The organism is Corynebacterium kozikiae (assembly GCF_024580965.1).
Taxonomy (GTDB): Bacteria; Actinomycetota; Actinomycetes; order Mycobacteriales; family Mycobacteriaceae; genus Corynebacterium; species Corynebacterium kozikiae.
Map to the genome: position 1 here is coordinate 155,674 of NZ_JANIKJ010000001.1, position 16,293 is coordinate 171,966.

Sequence of the window (16,293 nt, forward strand, 5' to 3'; positions counted from 1 at the left end):
AATCCGCCTTTCCCGCACAATCAATAGCGAGCAACTTGGGCTGTTGATCAAGGATGTCGTTTCCTTGGAGCAACCGGTCTGGGAAGTGCAGTAACTGCTAAGACGAACAATGTGAAAGGTGAGTCATACATATGGCTACCCAGGACAATTACCTCGCGGTAATCAAGGTTGTCGGCGTTGGTGGCGGCGGCGTGAACGCTGTGAACCGCATGATCGAAGAGGGCCTGAAGGGTGTTGAGTTCATCGCGCTGAACACGGACTCCCAGGCGCTGATGTTCTCCGACGCCGACGTGAAGTTGGATATCGGACGCGAGGCAACTCGTGGCCTCGGCGCAGGTGCAAACCCAGAGGTTGGCCGTGCATCCGCGGAGGACCACAAGTCTGAAATCGAAGAGACCCTGCGTGGCGCAGACATGGTCTTCGTTGCTGCTGGTGAAGGCGGCGGCACCGGCACAGGCGCAGCGCCAGTGGTGGCTTCTATTGCCAAGAAGATGGGCGCACTCACCGTGGGTGTGGTGACCCGCCCATTCCACTTCGAGGGCCCTCGCCGTACCCGCCAGGCACTCGCCGGCATCGATGAGCTGCGCGAGGTCTGCGATACCCTGATCGTGATCCCGAACGACCGCCTGCTGCAGCTCGGCGACGCCACCATGTCCATGGTGGACGCATTCCGCGCCGCTGACCAGGTACTCCACAACGGTGTGAAGGGCATCACCGACCTCATCACCACCCCGGGCATCATCAACGTGGACTTTGCGGACGTGCGTTCCGTGATGGCTGACGCTGGTTCCGCCCTTATGGGCGTGGGCACCGCCCGTGGCGATCGCCGCGTGCTCCAGGCTGCCGAGCAGGCCATCAACTCTCCACTGTTGGAGTCCACCATGGCCGGCGCAAAGGGCGTGCTTCTTTCCGTTGCCGGTGGCTCTGACCTGGGCCTCCAGGAAGTGGACGAGGCCGGCACGATGGTGCAGCAGCTCGCGGATGACGATGTCAACCTGATCTTCGGCACCACCTTTGACGACAACCTGGGCGATGAAGTCCGCGTGACCGTGATCGCAACTGGCTTCGACCCACAGGGCAATACCATCGCACAGGCACCAGCGCAGGCACAGACTCAGGCACCAGCTCAGGCACAGACTCAGGAGCGCCCGTCCCTGTTCGGTGAGCAGGCACCACAGGAGCAAACTCCAACCCCAGCTCCAATGTCTGCCCCTTCGCAGCAGCCTGGCCCTCGCCACAGCTACGACGAGCACACCAATTCTGGCGGTAACGGCCTGTTTACCTCCTCCTCCCGGCCGTCCTACCCGCAGCACGAGGAGCGCCCAGCGCAGCCACGCCGCAACGATGGCGATGACCTGGACGTTCCAGACTTCCTCCGCTAACCCGGCAGTTCAACAGCAGCACTGCATTTAAAGAAAGCACCTTTCACGCCGATGACTGAAAAGGGAAACGACCGCCCCGTCCGCAAAGTGTTCACCACCAGAGCGGGCGGGGTGTCCCTTGCGCCCTACGATTCCTTTAATTTGGGTGATCATGTGGGCGACGATCCCAGCGCCGTAGCGCAAAACAGGGCCCGGCTGGCTGAGGTGTTAGGGCTCGGGGTGGAGAACTTTGTGTGGATGGAGCAAGTCCATTCCAACAACGTCACCGTAGTGGATGGCCCTCAGGCCAATCCGGTGGAAGTTACCGACGCGCTCGTGACATCGGCCCGTGGCCTGGCCCTGACTGTGTTGGTGGCGGACTGCGTACCAATTTTGCTGTCAGATACCACCACGCCCGGCCACAGCGTGATCGCCGCGGTGCACGCAGGGCGCCTTGGCGCCCGCAATGGGATTGTGGCAAAAACCATTGATGTGATGGTGGAGCAGGGTGCCACGCCTGCGCACATTCACGCGCTCATTGGCCCTGCCGCGTCGGGGGCACATTATGAGGTCCCCAAGGAAATGGCGCAGGACGTGGAAAGCAAACTTCCGGGGAGTGCGACCACCACAAAGAAGGGGAGCGTCGGCTTGGATTTGCGTGCCGGCATTGTGCGCCAGCTTTTGGAAAAAGGCGTTCGAGCGATTGACGCCGACCCAAGGTGCACCATTGAAGATGACACTTTCTTTTCCTACCGCAGACAGGGCACAACAGGGCGCCAAGCTGGGGTTATCTGGCTGCCGTGATGGCCGCCGCGAATTCCCAAACACGCGCCGCGAGTGCATCGGCGGCCGGCCGCGCAAAAGATTAATAATTATCCGCGAACACGCCGAGAAAATACGCAAAACCCCAGTGTGCAGCATTTAAGTTAGACCACAGTAAAACCTGAAAAACTCGAAGCTTTGCATCAAATTGAAAGGACACGCTGTAGATGTCGATCATGAAGAAGACCAAGGAGTTCTTTGGCCTCACCCCATACGAGGCTGATCGCGAGGACGCCTACTACGACGACGAGCCAGCCTACGAAGGTAACCTCGCGTACGCCCCACGTTACGAGGAAGAGCCAAGCTACTCCCACCGATACGCAGCGACTCCAGCGACCTCAGCGCCCTCCGCTTCCCGAGGCGTGGCTTCTGGCCTTTCCACCGCGATCGTGCCCGTGGTCATCAACGGCTACTCCGACGCAGCGCTGATCGGCGAGCCTTTCCGTGACGGCGACGCCGTGGTGTTCAACATGGGCGACATCGAACACGGCGACGCCCGCCGTATCGTGGACTTTGCTGCTGGCCTGTGCTTCGCTCTGCGCGGCACCATGCAGAAGCTCGATTCCAAGGTGTTCGCAATCGTGCCTGAGCGTGCCTCCGTTTCCACCCTGGAGCTCGAACGCGCCGCAGGTCTGCGCTAAATAGCTAAAGAGCTCCCGCTGCGGAACCAAAACTTTCCCCCAAGCGTTGTGCGTTGTGGATGTGTCCCCTCAACGCCCGCTTGGGTTTTTTCTGCCCTGGGAAAGATGCAGCGGGGAAGTGAGGGATGCAAAGAAACATGAAAGGGAAGTAGTGCTCACGCTTTTTACAATTCTCGCGCTCATCGTGCGGGTGTATATGTTCATCCTGATCGCGCGCATTTTGATCGAGATGATTCAAGGGTTCTCCCGCAATTTTCAGGCCCCGCGTTGGTTTAACGTGATTGGTGAAATGATTTTCCAGGTCACTGATCCGCCGGTGAAGGCGCTGCGCCGCATGATTCCGCCGCTGCGCCTCGGTGGTGTGGCCCTGGATGTATCAATCCTGGTGCTGTACTTTGGCCTGTACTTTGTACTGATCCTGCTCGGGATTGCCGCGAATAGTTTTGTGTGAGATTTAGCGCCAAAATCCTAGATGAAACCGGATGAAATCCACAGTTGTTCACCTGCTGAAAGGTTAGGATGGGCGGGGAAAACTTGGCGTTTCCCTTAGTGGTTGCGTTACTGTGGACATGTTAAGAGCCCGAAAGCTAAAAATTATTGACGGGTAAATGATTCTCGAAGGGAAAAGCTCATGCCGCTGACTCCAGCCGATGTGCATAACGTCGCGTTTAGCAAGCCGCCGATTGGCAAGCGCGGTTACAACGAGGACGAAGTAGACCAGTTCCTCGATCTCGTTGAGGACACCCTCGCTGAGATCCAAGAGGAAAACGAGGAACTGCGCGCGCAGGTTGAGGAGCTCAAGCAGGAGCTTGCCCAGGCCGGCAAGTCTGCGCCAGCCGTCACCCCAGTACCTGCATCCGCCAAGGCTGATTCCAAGGTTGATGAGGCAGCCATCCGCAAGGAGATCGAGGCCAAGCTCAAGGCTGAGTTTGAGCAAAAGCTCGAGGCATCCAAGAAGCAGGCCGACGCCGCCAAGGCCGAAGCCGAGGCAGCAAAGCAGGCGGAGGCAAAGGCCAAGGCAGAGGCAGACGCCGCAAAGCGCGAGGCTCAGGCGGCCAAGGCGAAGGCAGATGCAGCACCTGCTCAAGCTCCCGCTCAGGCCCAGGCTGTTTCCGCCGCTGCAGTGCCAGCAGCCGCCAAGGGTGGCGAGGCCACTGCTGATACCCACATGCAGGCAGCCAAGGTGCTGAGCCTTGCTCAGGAGATGGCAGACCGCCTGACCTCCGAGGCTTCCTCCGAGTCCCAGTCCATGCTGGCAGAGGCCCGCGAGGCAGCAGAGCGCCAGATCTCCGAGGCTGACGCACGCTCCAAGGCAACCCTGGAAGACGCACAGCGTCGCGCCCAGGAGCAGCTCACCGAGGCAGAGACCCGCTCCCAGCAGCTCGTTGCAGACGCTGAGAAGCGCGCCGAGGAAACCACTACCTCCGCAAACCAGCAGGCTGCTGAGCAGATCCGCCAGGCCGAGGACAAGGCAAATGCCCTGCAGGCAGATGCAGAGCAGAAGCACACCCAGATCATGGCAACGGTGAAGGAGCAGCAGGAGGCGCTGGAGAAGCGCATCGCCGAGCTGCGTACCTTCGAGCGCGAGTACCGTACCCGCCTCAAGACCCTGCTGCAGTCCCAGCTTGATGAGTTGGAGTCCCGCGGCACCTCAGCCCCAGAGGGCAACAGCTAAGTTCGTTGAGAGCACCAAAACGACCGCCTTGCGCAGCATTTGCCAAGGCGGTAACCTTTTGCTCATTATGGCGTTGATCCGGCTATCACCGGGGAGCCTCCGGAAGAACGGCGCACGCCTAGTAGAACCGGACGGGTAAGACCGTCATCTCCTTCACCAATGAAGCGGAATGTTGTAGTAAAGCAGCGTTCAAGCAGGGTGGTACCGCGCAGTTTGCGTCCCTGCACTAGCAGCTACATTTATGTGAAGGAGTTTTTTCATGGCTGAAGTAGGCGGCGTGTACCCTCGCGTGGACCTCACCGGCGGTTCCAACCGTTTCCCGGACATGGAGCAGGAAGTGCTCAAGTTCTGGAAGCAGGACAACACGTTCCAAGCCTCCCTGGATAACCGGGAGGGGGCAGATGAGTACGTGTTCTATGATGGCCCACCGTTTGCGAACGGTTTGCCGCACTACGGGCACCTTCTGACCGGCTATGTGAAAGACATCATCCCGCGCTACCGCACGATGGCCGGCTATCACGTACCTCGCGTCTTTGGCTGGGACACTCACGGCCTTCCCGCGGAGCTTGAGGCGGAAAAGCAGCTCGGGATCAAGGACAAGGGCGAGATCGAAGCAATGGGTCTGGCCAAGTTCAATGAGTATTGCGCCACCTCCGTGCTGCGCTACACCAAGGAGTGGGAAGAGTATGTGACTCGCCAGGCCCGCTGGGTGGACTTTGAAAACGGCTACAAGACCATGGACCCCGGCTATATGGAGTCCGTAATCTGGGCCTTCAAGCAGCTCTACGATAAGGGCCTGATCTACCAGGGCTTCCGTGTGCTGCCGTACTCCTGGGCTGAGCACACCCCGCTGTCCAACCAGGAAACCCGCCTGGATGATTCCTACAAAATGCGCCAGGACCCAACCCTGACAGTGACCTTCCCAATCACCGGCGTGGCCGAGGGATTCAGCGCGGATGCATCACTGGTGGGGGCAAAGGCCCTTGCCTGGACCACCACCCCGTGGACCCTGCCCTCCAACCTGGCGCTGGCAGTGAACCCCGAGGTCACCTACGCGGTGGTCCAAGCCGGTGAAGGCGCCACCGCTGCGGTAGCGGGGGATCGCGTGATCCTGGCTGAGGCGCTACTGGGCGCTTATGCTGCAGAACTCGGTGAGTACGAGGTACTGCGCACTCTGCCCGGCCGCGAGCTCGAGGGCCTTACCTACGAGCCGATCTTCCCGTACTTCAAGGACCACGAGAACGCCTTCAAGATCCTGCTCGCGGAGTACGTGACCACCGAGGACGGCACCGGTGTGGTCCACCAGGCTCCGGCGTTTGGTGAAGATGATATGAACACCTGCAATGCCTACGGTATCGCTACGGTGGTGCCAGTGGACATGGACGGCAAGTTCACCTCCCTCGTTCCCGAATACGCTGGCCAATTGGTGTTTGATGCGAACAAAGACATCATCCGTGACCTCAAGGCCGCGGGCCGCGTGGTGCGCCACCAGACCATCGAGCACTCTTACCCGCACTCCTGGCGTTCCGGCGAGCCGCTGATCTACATGGCGTTGCCCTCTTGGTTCGTCTCCGTGTCCAAGTTCCGCGATCGTATGGTGGAGCTCAACCAAGAAATTGAGTGGATGCCGGAGCACGTCCGCGATGGCCAGTTTGGCAAGTGGCTGGAAAACGCCCGTGACTGGAACATCTCCCGCTCCCGCTACTGGGGCAGCCCAATCCCAGTGTGGATGAGCGATGATGAAAATTATCCACGCGTGGACGTGTACGGTTCTCTGGAGGAACTGGAGCGCGACTTCGGCCGTAAGCCAAAGAGCCTGCACCGCCCGGACATCGATGAGCTGACCCGCCCGAACCCCGACGATCCCACGGGCAAGTCCACCATGCGCCGCGTCCCGGACGTGCTGGACGTGTGGTTTGATTCCGGCTCCATGCCTTTTGCCCAGTTCCACTACCCGTTTGAGAACAAAGAGTTCTTTGAGAACCACACTCCGGCGGACTTCATCGTGGAGTACATCGGCCAAACCCGAGGCTGGTTCTACCTGCTGCACGTGCTTTCAGTTGGCCTGTTTGACCGCCCCGCGTTCAAGAAGGTGGTGGCGCACGGCATCGTGCTCGGTGATGACGGCCTGAAGATGAGTAAGTCCAAGGGCAATTACCCCAACGTCAATGAGGTGTTTGACCGCGACGGTTCAGACGCGATGCGTTGGTTCCTCATGTCCAGCCCGATTCTGCGTGGCGGCAACCTGATCGTGACTGAGCAGGGTATCCGCGAAGGCGTGCGCCAGGCACTGTTGCCAATGTGGAATGCGTACAGCTTCCTGCAGCTCTACACCTCTCAGCCAGCGCAGTGGTCCACGGAATCCAAGGACGTGTTGGACCGCTACATCTTGGCCAAGCTCCATGATCTCGTGGCCAACGTGAATACGGCTTTGGATAATACGGATATCGCCGCTGCGTGTGATGAGGTGCGCTGGTTCTGTGACGCCTTGACCAACTGGTACGTGCGCCGCTCCCGCGAGCGCTTCTGGGCCGGGGATGATGCCCACCCAGAGGCCTTTAACACCCTCTACACCGTGCTGGAAACCCTCACCCGCGTGGCCGCGCCGCTGCTGCCCATGGCAACCGAGGTGATTTGGCGTGGCCTCACCGGGGAGCGTTCCGTGCACCTTACGGACTTCCCCAAGGCGGAGGACTTCCCGGCTGACCCGGAGCTGGTGCGCACCATGGATGAGATCCGCGGCGTCTGTTCCGCTACCAACTCGATCCGCAAGGCGCACAAGCTGCGCAACCGCCTGCCGCTGCCAGGCCTTACGGTGGCCCTGCCGGAGTCTGAGCGCTTGGCGGATTTCGCGGCGATCATCAAGGACGAGGTGAACGTGAAAGACATCACCTTGACCTCTGATGTGGATTCTGTGGGCCGCTTCGATGTAGTGGTGAACGCGAAGGTTGCTGGCCCTCGCCTGGGTAAGGACGTGCAACAGGCTATCAAGGCAGTGAAGGCCGGCAACTACGAGCGCGTGGGTGAAAGCGTGGTGGCGGACGGCATTGAGCTGCTGCCAGGTGAATTCACCGAGCGTCTGGTGGCTGCGGAGCCAGAGACCACCGCGCAGATCGACGGCGTGGACGGCCTGGTGGTGCTGGACATCACCGTTACCGAGCCGCTGGAGGCCGAGGGTTGGGCGGCAGACGTGGTCCGTGGACTGCAGGACGCCCGTAAGGCCAGCGACTTCGAGGTCTCGGATCGCATCACGGTGCGTCTGGTGGTCCCCGAGGACAAGCTGGAGTGGGCGCAGCGCCACCAGGACTTCATTGCCGGTGAGGTGCTCGCAACTTCCTTCGAAGTTGTTCCTGCGGATCAAGCCGCAGGGCAGGGCGCGCACAAGGTGGTGGAAGGCGTCACCGCGGACGTGCACAAGGCCTAACCCTCCCACCAGGTGGGCGTGAATAAAATTCCCGCACAATGCCAGGAAATTAGACTAAGCTGTCTAGTCTTGGTTGCATGAATGATATTCACGCCCAAGAAGTCGCGGGTTACCGCAAGGATCTGCGCAACCGCCACATTCAGATGATCGCGCTCGGCGGCGCGCTGGGCACCGGGTTGTTCCTTGGCGCCGGCGGCCGCCTCAACGCGGGCGGGCCGGGCCTCGCCATCGTCTACGCGGTGTGTGGTGTCATCGGCTACCTCATGCTGCGCTCCCTGGGGGAGATGGTGGTGCACCGCCCAACTTCTGGAAGTTTCACCTCCTACAGCAGAGAGTTCCTGGGGGAGAAGGCCGCATTTTTTGCCGGTTGGATCTACTTCTTGGCTTGGGTGACGGTGGGAATCGCCGAACTCACCGCAATCGCGGTCTACCTGAACTTCTGGCCGATCTTCCAAGAGGTGCCGCAGTGGGTGTTGGTGGGAGCGGCATTGCTGGTGGTTCTCGCGGTAAACCTGCTCGGGGTACGCCTGTTCGGTGAGGCGGAATTCTGGTTTTCCTTCATCAAGGTGGGCGCGCTCGTGGTCTTTATGATCGTGGGTATCGTGGTCATCCTCAGCGGCCACGAGGTTGCTGGCCACACCCCAGGCTGGTCCACGCTCGCGGAGGGCGGCGGCTGGTTCCCCAACGGCGTGCTGCCGCTGATCGTGATGACCCAGGGCGTGGTGTTTGCTTACGCGGGCATTGACATGATTGGTGTGGCCGCCGGGGAAACTGAAAACCCGGAGAAGGAGATCCCGAAAGCTATCAACACGACTGTGTGGCGCATCGTGGTGTTTTACGTGGGGTCAGTGTTCCTTCTGGCAATGCTGTTGCCGGCCAACGCCTATTCCGGTGCGGAAAGCCCGTTTGTCACTTTCATGAACGCCCTCGGCGTGCCCGGTGCGGCGGACATCATGAACTTGGTGGTGCTCACTGCGGCGTTGTCCAGCGTGAACGCCGGACTCTATGCCACAGCTCGTATCCTCAAGCCGCTTGCGCTTACGGGCAGTGCGCCAAAGTTCCTGGCCAACATGAGCGAGCATGGAGTGCCCATGGGCGGTGTGTGGCTCACCACGGCGTGCTTCGTCTCCGGCGTGGTGCTCAATTACCTGGTGCCGGAGGAGGCCTTCGAGATTGTGCTTTCCCTCGGCGCAATCGCCATCTTGGCAATGTGGGCCATGATCTGCCTCTCCCACTTGGGTTACCTGCGCGCGGCGAAGCAGGGGACGGTGACGCGCCATTACTACCGTGCCCCCGGTGGGGCGCTAGGCGACGTCGTTGTGCTCGCGTTTTTGCTTGGCGTCCTCATTTTGATGGCCTTTGATTACCCGAGTGGCACGTACACCACCATTGCCGCCGCGGTGCTGCTGCCGCCGCTGTTTGTGGGTGGTTGGTACCTGGCGAAGGCGAACCGCTAAGCTTCTTGCCATGCAGCGGTGGGTTTTGCACATTGACATGGACGCATTTTTTGCTTCCTGTGAGCAGCTCACCCGCCCCACGTTGCGGGGGCGCCCGGTGTTGGTGGCCGGTGTCAGTGGCAGGGGAGTGGTGGCCGGTGCGTCCTACGAGGCCAGGGCGTTGGGCGCGCGTTCGGCGATGCCCACTTGGCAGGCTCGCAAACTCATTGGCTTTCGCGGTGTTGTGGTGGCACCACGCTTTGCGGTGTACAAGGCGGCATCTGCGAGGGTGTTTGAGATTCTCCGCCGTGAGGCCGCGGTGGTGGAACAAGTCTCCATCGACGAAGCATTTTTGGAGCCCGCCGAACTTGTCGGCGCCAGTGCAGAGGAGGTCCGCGTCTTTGCGAACACCCTCCGCGCGACGATCCGAAAGGAAACGGGGCTGCCAAGTTCCGTCGGTGCAGGCGCGGGTAAACAGGTAGCAAAAATCTCCTCCGACGAGGCCAAACCCGACGGCGTATTCATTGTTGAAGCGGCGCGGCACGAGGAGATTATCCACCCCATGGCTGTAGGCAAACTCTGGGGAGTGGGCCCAGTAACCAGGCAAAAGTTGGCGCTGGCTGGTGTGGAGACTATCGGGCAGCTCGCGGGAATGACGGAAAAAGAGGCAATTGCCACCCTTGGTGCCGCCGCTGGCAGGGGGCTGTGGCTGATGGCACGCGGTGTGGACGAGCGCGAGGTTGCCCCACGCGCGGAAGCCAAGCAGATCTCCGCCGAACATACCTACGACACCGACCTGCGCACCAAGGAGGCAGTAGACGAGGCCCTCCATCGTGCCGCAGCGCAAGCACACAGGAGATTGCTTGCCGACGGACGCGTGGCCCGCACGGTCACAGTCAAGCTGCGAATGGCAGACTTCCACATCGAATCGCGTTCATTGACCCTGCCCTATGCCACAAGCGAGCTCAAAACCTTGGAAGCAGCCGCGCTGAAACTGGTGCGCTACCCCAACGAGGTGGGCGCAATCCGCCTGGTAGGGGTGAGTTTCTCCGGCCTCAGTGAAGTCAGTCAAGACGTGCTCTTCCCGGAGCTTGACCTCCCCACGCAAGGAGATCCCGAACCGAAACCCGCACCAACCCAAGCCGAACCCCAACCCCAATCCGAATCCGAGCAGTGGCGTGCAACCCAGGACGTGTACCACCCCGAGTACGGCCACGGCTGGATCCAAGGCATCGGCCACGGCAAGCTCACCGTGCGCTTTGAAACGCGCACCACGGCATTAGGACAGGGGAAGACCAAGACTTTTGACGTCACCGATTCCGAGCTCCAGCCCGCCGACCCCTTGGACAGCCTGGACTGGAAGGACCTCAGAACAGAGTGACCGGGTGCACGTTTGCGGCGACCGCGATGGCGAGCAGCACCCTCGCTTGGCCTGCGCGGAAGTAGGTCGAGCCAATGGCCCCGTTGCGCGCGAGCGTTGCACCGCCGCCTGCACCACCGTAGACGCTGGCAACGTCGCCACGCGGCACTCGGGTGGAAATCACCACTGGAATACCCTGCTTGAGGGCCTCATCCACGGCCCGAGCGAGTTCGGTGCCAACGTTGCCGGAGCCCATTGCCTCCACCACGATGCCCTGGGCGCCGGAGGCAATGGCGGCGTCGAAGAGTGTGCGTGGGGCGCCAGGGTAGGCGGAGATAATCTCCACCTTCGTTCCGGCGAGCGGCACGGGAATCACGGGCTCAGCGCGTTGCGGTTCCTCCGGGCCGTTGGTGGCAAAGGCCAGTTCATCGGAGGTGTGCCACTTCACGCAGCCGCGCGCCGGGATGACGGCGTGCCCAAAGACCACTAGGACGCCGATGTCGCGGGCGGAGTTGTCGGCGGCGATCACCACTGCCTCAAAGATGTTGCCGGGGCCGTCGGCCTCGGGGTGGTCGGCAGGCTTTTGCGCGCCGGTGAGTACGATCGGCCTGGGGTCGTTGTGGAAGGTGTCCAGTGCGATGGCGGTTTCTTCCATGGAATCGGTGCCGTGGGTGATCACCACGCCCACCACGTCCTCATCCTGCAGGGCGCTGTGTGCCGCGGTGATGATTTCGTCAACGTCCGCGAAAGTCATGGAGGAGGAGTCCAGCCGGTGGAGCTCGCGGACTTCGATGTTGAGGTTGTCATTGAAGCGTGCTGCTACTGGGGCGATGAGCTCCTCACCGGAGACGGTGGGAACGAGTGCGCCTTGGGGGTCTGTGGTGCAAGAAATAGTGCCGCCGGTGGTCAAAACCACAACTTTGGGTGAACTCATGGTGTATAGAGTGCCACAACATTTGGTAGCATCCCATAAGTCACACCCGCGCAACGAGGAGATTTTGTGAAGCTTACAAAGTACGCTGCTGCCGCCACTGCTGTAGCCGCAGCACTGACTTTGGCCGCTTGCTCCGGCGAGGATGCGAGCTCCACCGCGAGCAGCACCGCCGCAGCAACCACCACTGCCGTCCAGGAGCAGGCTCCGCTGCCTACCGCAGAGGAACTTAATGGCATCTTGGCGTTGGCCATGGACCCCAACGTGCCCATTGAGGAGCGCGTGCAGACCGTGGAAGGCGGCGAGACGGCCCCCGAGCTCTTCGACGTCCTCGCAGCAAACCAGGTAGCCTCCGGCGCCAGCCTGTACGTGGTGGAGCCAATCCTGCAATACACCCCAGATTCGGTGCTCGCCACCGTGGTGGTGCAGTACCCAGAGGAGGCTCAGCCGCAAAAGGGCGAAGACGTTGAGTTCGTGTTCCAGGATGGCCGCTGGAAGCTCTCCCGCACCTGGGCCTGCATGATCGTGGGCTTCGTGGTACCCCCTGAGCAGGTCCCACCGGTGTGCCAAACCGATGAGTTCGGCGCCCCCGCGCCAGAGGCTCCAGTTGAGGCCCCAGTAGAGGCCCCCGCACCAGAGGCTCCGGTCGAAGAAGCCCCAGCCCAGTAAGCACAGTAAGCTTAATTATTGAAGCGCACCGCGGTGGTCTGATCCTGGACCACGCGGGCTTCGCTTTCTTCTTGGCCGTACACAATGCGGGTGGTGTACGCCATTTGCCCAGCGATCGGCAGGGGGTGGCCGAGGTCCACCGTGATTTCCGAGGCGCTGGTGGTCTCTGAGCTCATCACGTTCAAGGTGGTGCCGTCGGCAGCTTCGAGGGCGCCGAGGGAGGGCCGCTGCGCAACGTCTACCTGCAGCTTCACGACGTCACCCTCAATGCTGCTGATCGTGTAGGTATTGGTTTGCAGCATGGAGTATTCGCCGGACACGCGGTTTTCCACGGTCCAGATGGCACCCACACCCACGGGTTCTTCGGGGAAGACCACCTGGGTGGAGATGAGGCGCAGGAGGTGCTGTTCGGCGATAGCCCTGCCGGTGTCGGTGGCCGCGGCGGGTGCTTGGAGGCTGAGTTCTGAGATTTGGCCGCGGGAGGTGGCAAACCAGGTCATGCCGAAGCCCTCGGCGCTGCGGACCTCGCTGGCTTGCTCGAGGTTGTCGTACTCCACCTGCGCAAAGCTAAGTTGTACTGTGCGCTCGGGTGCGTCATCTTCGCCATCCTCACCGCCGCCGCCTGCTGCCTGCGTTGCAGTTGCTTGCGTGCTGAGCGTCACCAGTTCGGAACTGGTGAGGTCAGGTGCTGGTGGGATGGGCTTCACGGCCGCTGCTTGCCAGGTGTTCTGGCTGAACCCTTCGCTCAGCGCCAGCGTGACCTGTTGTTCGCCAGTGTTCGCGTAGCGCAGCTCCCGCAATTCCCCCGCATCAGTACCAGCGGTGATGAGTGTGACCTTGGGGACGTCGGCTTGCACTGCCACTCCCGCTTCAACACCAGCATCAGCACCAGCCTGTCCCGTCTCCGTGCTGCTACAGGCGCTCAATCCGATGCTGATGCTGAGGCCGAGGCCCAACGTTGCGGTGAGCATACCGAGACGGCGCTGGGGTTGCTGGGGGCGGGGGGAGTTGGATTGCCTAAACACGCTCAACAGCATATACCCTCTGGAAATCCTCAGCGGTTGGCGGGAGGTTGTGGCTTTTTGGAATGATGGTGGGGTGAGTGTGAACAGGAGCTTCAGTGTGGTGGCGGCGATGATCGTGGTGCTGGCCGCCGTGGATCAAGCCTCCAAGGCGATTGCGCTGCGGGTGTTGGCCGACGGGCAGGCCCGAGAGTTCATCGGCAGTTTGCTGCAGTTTCGCCTGACCTTCAACCCCGGTGCGGCGTTTTCTTTTGGGGAGGGCTCTACCTGGTTGTTCACCACGATCCAGCTCGTGGCGGTGGTCGCGGCGCTGTGGTTTTCTCGGAAGGTGAGCTACACCCCGCAGGTGGTGGCACTGGGGATGATCGCCGGTGGGGCGGCGGGTAACTTGATTGACCGTTTGGTGCGCGAGCCTGGTTTTTATCATGGCCATGTGGTGGATTTTTTGTGGCTGCGGGGGTTCGCCATTTTCAACATTGCAGACATCGCGATTACCTGCGGCGTAGCGCTATTTGTGGTGAGTGATTTCCTGAAGGAGCGCAAGCAGAAGGGGGAGGTGCGCCATGCCTGAGCATCGTCAATTGCCGGTCCCGGAGGGCCTGGAGGGCATGCGGGTTGATGCCGCGCTTTCCAAGTTGCTGGGGATTTCGCGCACCATGGCCGCGGAGCTCGCCGAGGCCGGGGATGTGCAGATTGAGGGCGCCCGGGTGGGGAAGTCGGATCGGCTTTCCTCCGGTGCTTGGCTGGAGGTGACGCTGCCCGACCCGAAGCAGGATCTGGTTCCCAAGGAGGAGCTGGTGGAGGGGATGGAGGTGCTGTATTCCGACGAAGACCTCATTGCCATTCACAAACCCGTGGGCGTTGCAGCGCACCCGACCTTGGGCTGGGAGGGCCCGACTGTGGTTGGTGGGCTCGCCGCCGCAGGTTTCCGCATATCCACGTCCGGTCCGCCGGAGCGCAAGGGTATTGTGCAACGGCTGGACGTCGGTACGTCTGGGGTGATGGTGGTCGCTGCTTCCGAGCGTGGCTATTCGGTGCTGAAGCGGGCGTTCAAGGAGCGCACGGTGGAAAAGACCTATCATGCGCTCGTTGAGGGGCACATGGATCCGATCAAGGGCACTATCGACGCCCCTATTGGCCGGCATCCCAGCGCCGGTTGGCGCTTTGCGGTGACAAGCGACGGTAAGCACGCCGTCACCCACTATGAGACGCTTGAGGCATTCCGGGAGGCCTCGCTGCTGGAGGTGCACCTGGAGACGGGGCGCACCCACCAGATCCGAGTGCACATGTCTGCGCTGCACCACCCCTGCTGCGGCGACCCGATGTACGGCTCCACCCCAGCGCTCAGCGCTAAGCTGGGCCTGATCCGCCAGTGGTTGCACGCGGTGACTTTGGGCTTCCACCACCCGGCGGATGGCCGCTGGATGGAGATCAGTGCGCCCTATCCAGACGATCTGCAGCATGCGCTCGATGTGCTGCGCGCGGAGGGCTAGCTTGGGTTTCGCGCAGCGTTGGGATTCGGTGGATCGAGCCCGAATGGTGGTGGCAGTGATGAGCCTCGCGGCGCTCGTGGTGGTGTTCGTGTTCGCTATGGGGTCTGATCGGACCAGCAAGCCCATGCCGCCGAACGGCGATGTGCTGGGAATGGAAAGCGGTGAGACCCTGGAGGAATACCAGGCCCGCGCCGAGGAAAGCCTCGCGATTGCCGCTGCCGATCCTTCAGCGGCCCCAGCCTTCTCGCTCATCACCTTCACCGAGCCGATTCCCGCCAGAGACGTCGAACGCATCACCGCTCAGCTACCGAGGGTGAACGCCGTGATCTCCGAACACTCCCAGCTTGTCGTGCCGCTGCCGGAGCCCACGGGGGCGGAAACCCGCGCCGACGTCATCCGCCGTGCCGTGGGCCAGGAGCGCATCAGTGCCGCGCTCGCGTACGCCGGGGGAGTGGAGCTCGTGGCCGCGTCGGAAAGCCCCCAAGTGCTCGCGGTAGAGGTACTGCCTTCCGACGCCGCCTGGGGCCGCTTCGGGGTGCGGCCAGTCGCGGCTCGCTAGCTTGCTTTCGGCTTGCGGCGGTGGGTGAGGCGGTGGTTGCGCGCGATGTCTGTGAGGAAGATGGCCACCGAGATCCAAATGATGATGAAGCCCACCCAGCGGATTGGCTCGAGGTGTTCTTGCATCACGAAGACCGCCCAGATCATCTGGATGGTGGGGGTGACGTATTGCAGCATGCCGATGGTGGACAACGGGATGAGTTTGGTGGCGGTGCCGAACAGCAGCAACGGGATGGCGGTGACCAGGCCCGCGCAGATGAGCAATGCGGCGTGGCCGGGGCCCTCGCTGAGGAACGTGCCTGCTTGTGCGGGGGCGAGTTCGAGGTAGAGGATGTAGCCCAGGGCCACGGGGGCGAGCACCAGAGTCTCCGCGGCTAGTGATGCCGTGGCGGGCAGCGAAATGCCCTTTTTCACCAGGCCGTACAGCCCAAAGCTCAGCGCCAGGCCCAGGCCAATTATTGGGGGTTGGCCACCCACAACGGTGAGCAGCAACACCGCCACCGCCGCCACCAACACGGAGATGGTCTGCAGGCGCCGGAGTCGCTCGGCCAGGAAGACCACCCCGAGCAACACGTTGACCAGGGGGTTGATGAAGTAGCCCAGGGCGGCGTCGGCAACATGACCGGAGTTCACGGCAATCACATAGAGCAGCCAGTTGGCGGTGATCAACAGGGAGGCCGCCGCCACCTTTGCCCAGGTTGCCGCACTCACCCCGCGCAGCTCGCGCCAGCTTTTGCTCACGGTGAGCACGATCGCCATGAACACTGCCGTCCACAGGATGCGGTGCGCGATAATTTCCACCGGCGCCGCGGGGCGCAGCAGGGGGAAGTAGGCGGGGAACAATCCCCATAAAAGGTATGCCGAGATGCCATAGAACACCACATGATGATAGCGCTCCCCC

15 protein-coding genes are annotated in these 16,293 nt (G+C 61.8%); 12 read left to right on the forward strand and 3 right to left on the reverse strand.

Going from position 1 to position 16,293, the window contains the following annotated elements:
• Window positions 1–131 precede the first annotated feature (131 nt).
• The 8 genes from ftsZ (at window position 132) to NQ018_RS00725 (ending at window position 10,740) form a co-directional block, all read left to right on the forward strand.
• Window positions 132–1,382 (forward strand): cell division protein FtsZ, encoded by a 1,251-nt coding sequence (gene ftsZ, locus NQ018_RS00690; protein WP_257057514.1) that lies wholly within the window; start codon window positions 132–134, stop codon window positions 1,380–1,382.
• A 51-nt stretch (window positions 1,383–1,433) separates the two neighbouring features.
• Window positions 1,434–2,165, forward strand: a complete 732-nt coding sequence (pgeF, locus tag NQ018_RS00695) for a peptidoglycan editing factor PgeF (protein ID WP_257057519.1) — start codon at window positions 1,434–1,436, stop codon at window positions 2,163–2,165.
• Between the two features lie 185 nt (window positions 2,166–2,350).
• Window positions 2,351–2,824 (forward strand): cell division protein SepF, encoded by a 474-nt coding sequence (locus NQ018_RS00700; protein ID WP_257057520.1) that lies wholly within the window; start codon window positions 2,351–2,353, stop codon window positions 2,822–2,824.
• 151 nt (window positions 2,825–2,975) lie between these two features.
• Window positions 2,976–3,275, forward strand: a complete 300-nt coding sequence (locus NQ018_RS00705) for a YggT family protein (protein WP_257038042.1) — start codon at window positions 2,976–2,978, stop codon at window positions 3,273–3,275.
• 180 nt (window positions 3,276–3,455) lie between these two features.
• Window positions 3,456–4,499 (forward strand): DivIVA domain-containing protein, encoded by a 1,044-nt coding sequence (locus NQ018_RS00710; protein WP_257057521.1) that lies wholly within the window; start codon window positions 3,456–3,458, stop codon window positions 4,497–4,499.
• Window positions 4,500–4,758: 259 nt separating this feature from the next.
• The gene (gene ileS / locus NQ018_RS00715; RefSeq protein WP_257057522.1) at window positions 4,759–7,923 is read left to right on the forward strand and encodes an isoleucine--tRNA ligase; all 3,165 of its coding nucleotides are present in this window, start codon (window positions 4,759–4,761) and stop codon (window positions 7,921–7,923) included.
• Window positions 7,924–8,000: 77 nt separating this feature from the next.
• Complete coding sequence (locus NQ018_RS00720) at window positions 8,001–9,380, forward strand: amino acid permease (protein ID WP_257057523.1); 1,380 nt, start codon at window positions 8,001–8,003, stop codon at window positions 9,378–9,380.
• Window positions 9,381–9,390: 10 nt separating this feature from the next.
• Window positions 9,391–10,740, forward strand: a complete 1,350-nt coding sequence (locus NQ018_RS00725; protein WP_257057524.1) for a DNA polymerase IV — start codon at window positions 9,391–9,393, stop codon at window positions 10,738–10,740.
• Here NQ018_RS00725 and NQ018_RS00730 read toward each other — a convergent pair.
• Complete coding sequence (locus NQ018_RS00730) at window positions 10,727–11,653, reverse strand: asparaginase (protein WP_257057525.1); 927 nt, start codon at window positions 11,651–11,653, stop codon at window positions 10,727–10,729. The two genes, NQ018_RS00725 and NQ018_RS00730, sit on opposite strands and share 14 nt — an antisense overlap.
• A 66-nt stretch (window positions 11,654–11,719) precedes the next feature.
• On the opposite strand from NQ018_RS00730, the gene NQ018_RS00735 reads away from it, so the two are divergent.
• Window positions 11,720–12,319: a WKL family lipoprotein gene (locus NQ018_RS00735; protein ID WP_257057526.1), complete on the forward strand. Its 600-nt coding sequence runs from the start codon at window positions 11,720–11,722 to the stop codon at window positions 12,317–12,319.
• 11 nt (window positions 12,320–12,330) lie between these two features.
• On the opposite strand, the gene NQ018_RS00740 is transcribed toward NQ018_RS00735, so the two are convergent.
• Entirely contained in the window at window positions 12,331–13,344 is a 1,014-nt protein-coding gene (locus tag NQ018_RS00740; RefSeq protein WP_257057527.1) for a DUF6263 family protein, read from the reverse strand.
• Between the two features lie 79 nt (window positions 13,345–13,423).
• Between NQ018_RS00740 and lspA the strand changes: the two genes are divergently transcribed.
• The 3 genes from lspA to NQ018_RS00755 are packed head-to-tail and all read left to right on the forward strand — an operon-like array spanning window position 13,424 to window position 15,393.
• Window positions 13,424–13,912: a signal peptidase II gene (gene lspA / locus NQ018_RS00745; RefSeq protein WP_257057528.1), complete on the forward strand. Its 489-nt coding sequence runs from the start codon at window positions 13,424–13,426 to the stop codon at window positions 13,910–13,912.
• Window positions 13,905–14,834 carry an RluA family pseudouridine synthase gene (locus tag NQ018_RS00750; protein WP_257037352.1) on the forward strand — a complete coding sequence of 310 codons (930 nt, stop codon included), beginning with the start codon at window positions 13,905–13,907 and terminating at the stop codon, window positions 14,832–14,834. The genes lspA and NQ018_RS00750 overlap by 8 nt, the downstream gene beginning before the upstream one ends.
• A 28-nt stretch (window positions 14,835–14,862) precedes the next feature.
• Complete coding sequence (locus NQ018_RS00755; protein WP_257057529.1) at window positions 14,863–15,393, forward strand: hypothetical protein; 531 nt, start codon at window positions 14,863–14,865, stop codon at window positions 15,391–15,393.
• Here the strand turns inward: NQ018_RS00755 and rarD are convergent.
• On the reverse strand, window positions 15,390–16,271 hold the full coding sequence (rarD, locus tag NQ018_RS00760) for an EamA family transporter RarD (protein WP_257057537.1): 882 nt from the start codon (window positions 16,269–16,271) through the stop codon (window positions 15,390–15,392). The two genes, NQ018_RS00755 and rarD, sit on opposite strands and share 4 nt — an antisense overlap.
• Between the last annotated feature and the right edge of the window lie 22 nt (window positions 16,272–16,293).

What these genes read in the sequence shown, in the direction of transcription:
- ftsZ (WP_257057514.1), top strand. Translation starts at nt 132, where the DNA reads ATGGCTACCCAGGACAATTACCTCGCGGTAATCAAGGTTGTCGGCGTT.
- pgeF (WP_257057519.1), top strand. Translation starts at nt 1,434, where the DNA reads ATGACTGAAAAGGGAAACGACCGCCCCGTCCGCAAAGTGTTCACCACC.
- NQ018_RS00700 (WP_257057520.1), top strand. Translation starts at nt 2,351, where the DNA reads ATGTCGATCATGAAGAAGACCAAGGAGTTCTTTGGCCTCACCCCATAC.
- NQ018_RS00710 (WP_257057521.1), top strand. Translation starts at nt 3,456, where the DNA reads ATGCCGCTGACTCCAGCCGATGTGCATAACGTCGCGTTTAGCAAGCCG.
- ileS (WP_257057522.1), top strand. Translation starts at nt 4,759, where the DNA reads ATGGCTGAAGTAGGCGGCGTGTACCCTCGCGTGGACCTCACCGGCGGT.
- NQ018_RS00720 (WP_257057523.1), top strand. Translation starts at nt 8,001, where the DNA reads ATGAATGATATTCACGCCCAAGAAGTCGCGGGTTACCGCAAGGATCTG.
- NQ018_RS00725 (WP_257057524.1), top strand. Translation starts at nt 9,391, where the DNA reads ATGCAGCGGTGGGTTTTGCACATTGACATGGACGCATTTTTTGCTTCC.
- NQ018_RS00730 (WP_257057525.1), bottom strand. Translation starts at nt 11,653, where the DNA reads ATGAGTTCACCCAAAGTTGTGGTTTTGACCACCGGCGGCACTATTTCT.
- NQ018_RS00750 (WP_257037352.1), top strand. Translation starts at nt 13,905, where the DNA reads ATGCCTGAGCATCGTCAATTGCCGGTCCCGGAGGGCCTGGAGGGCATG.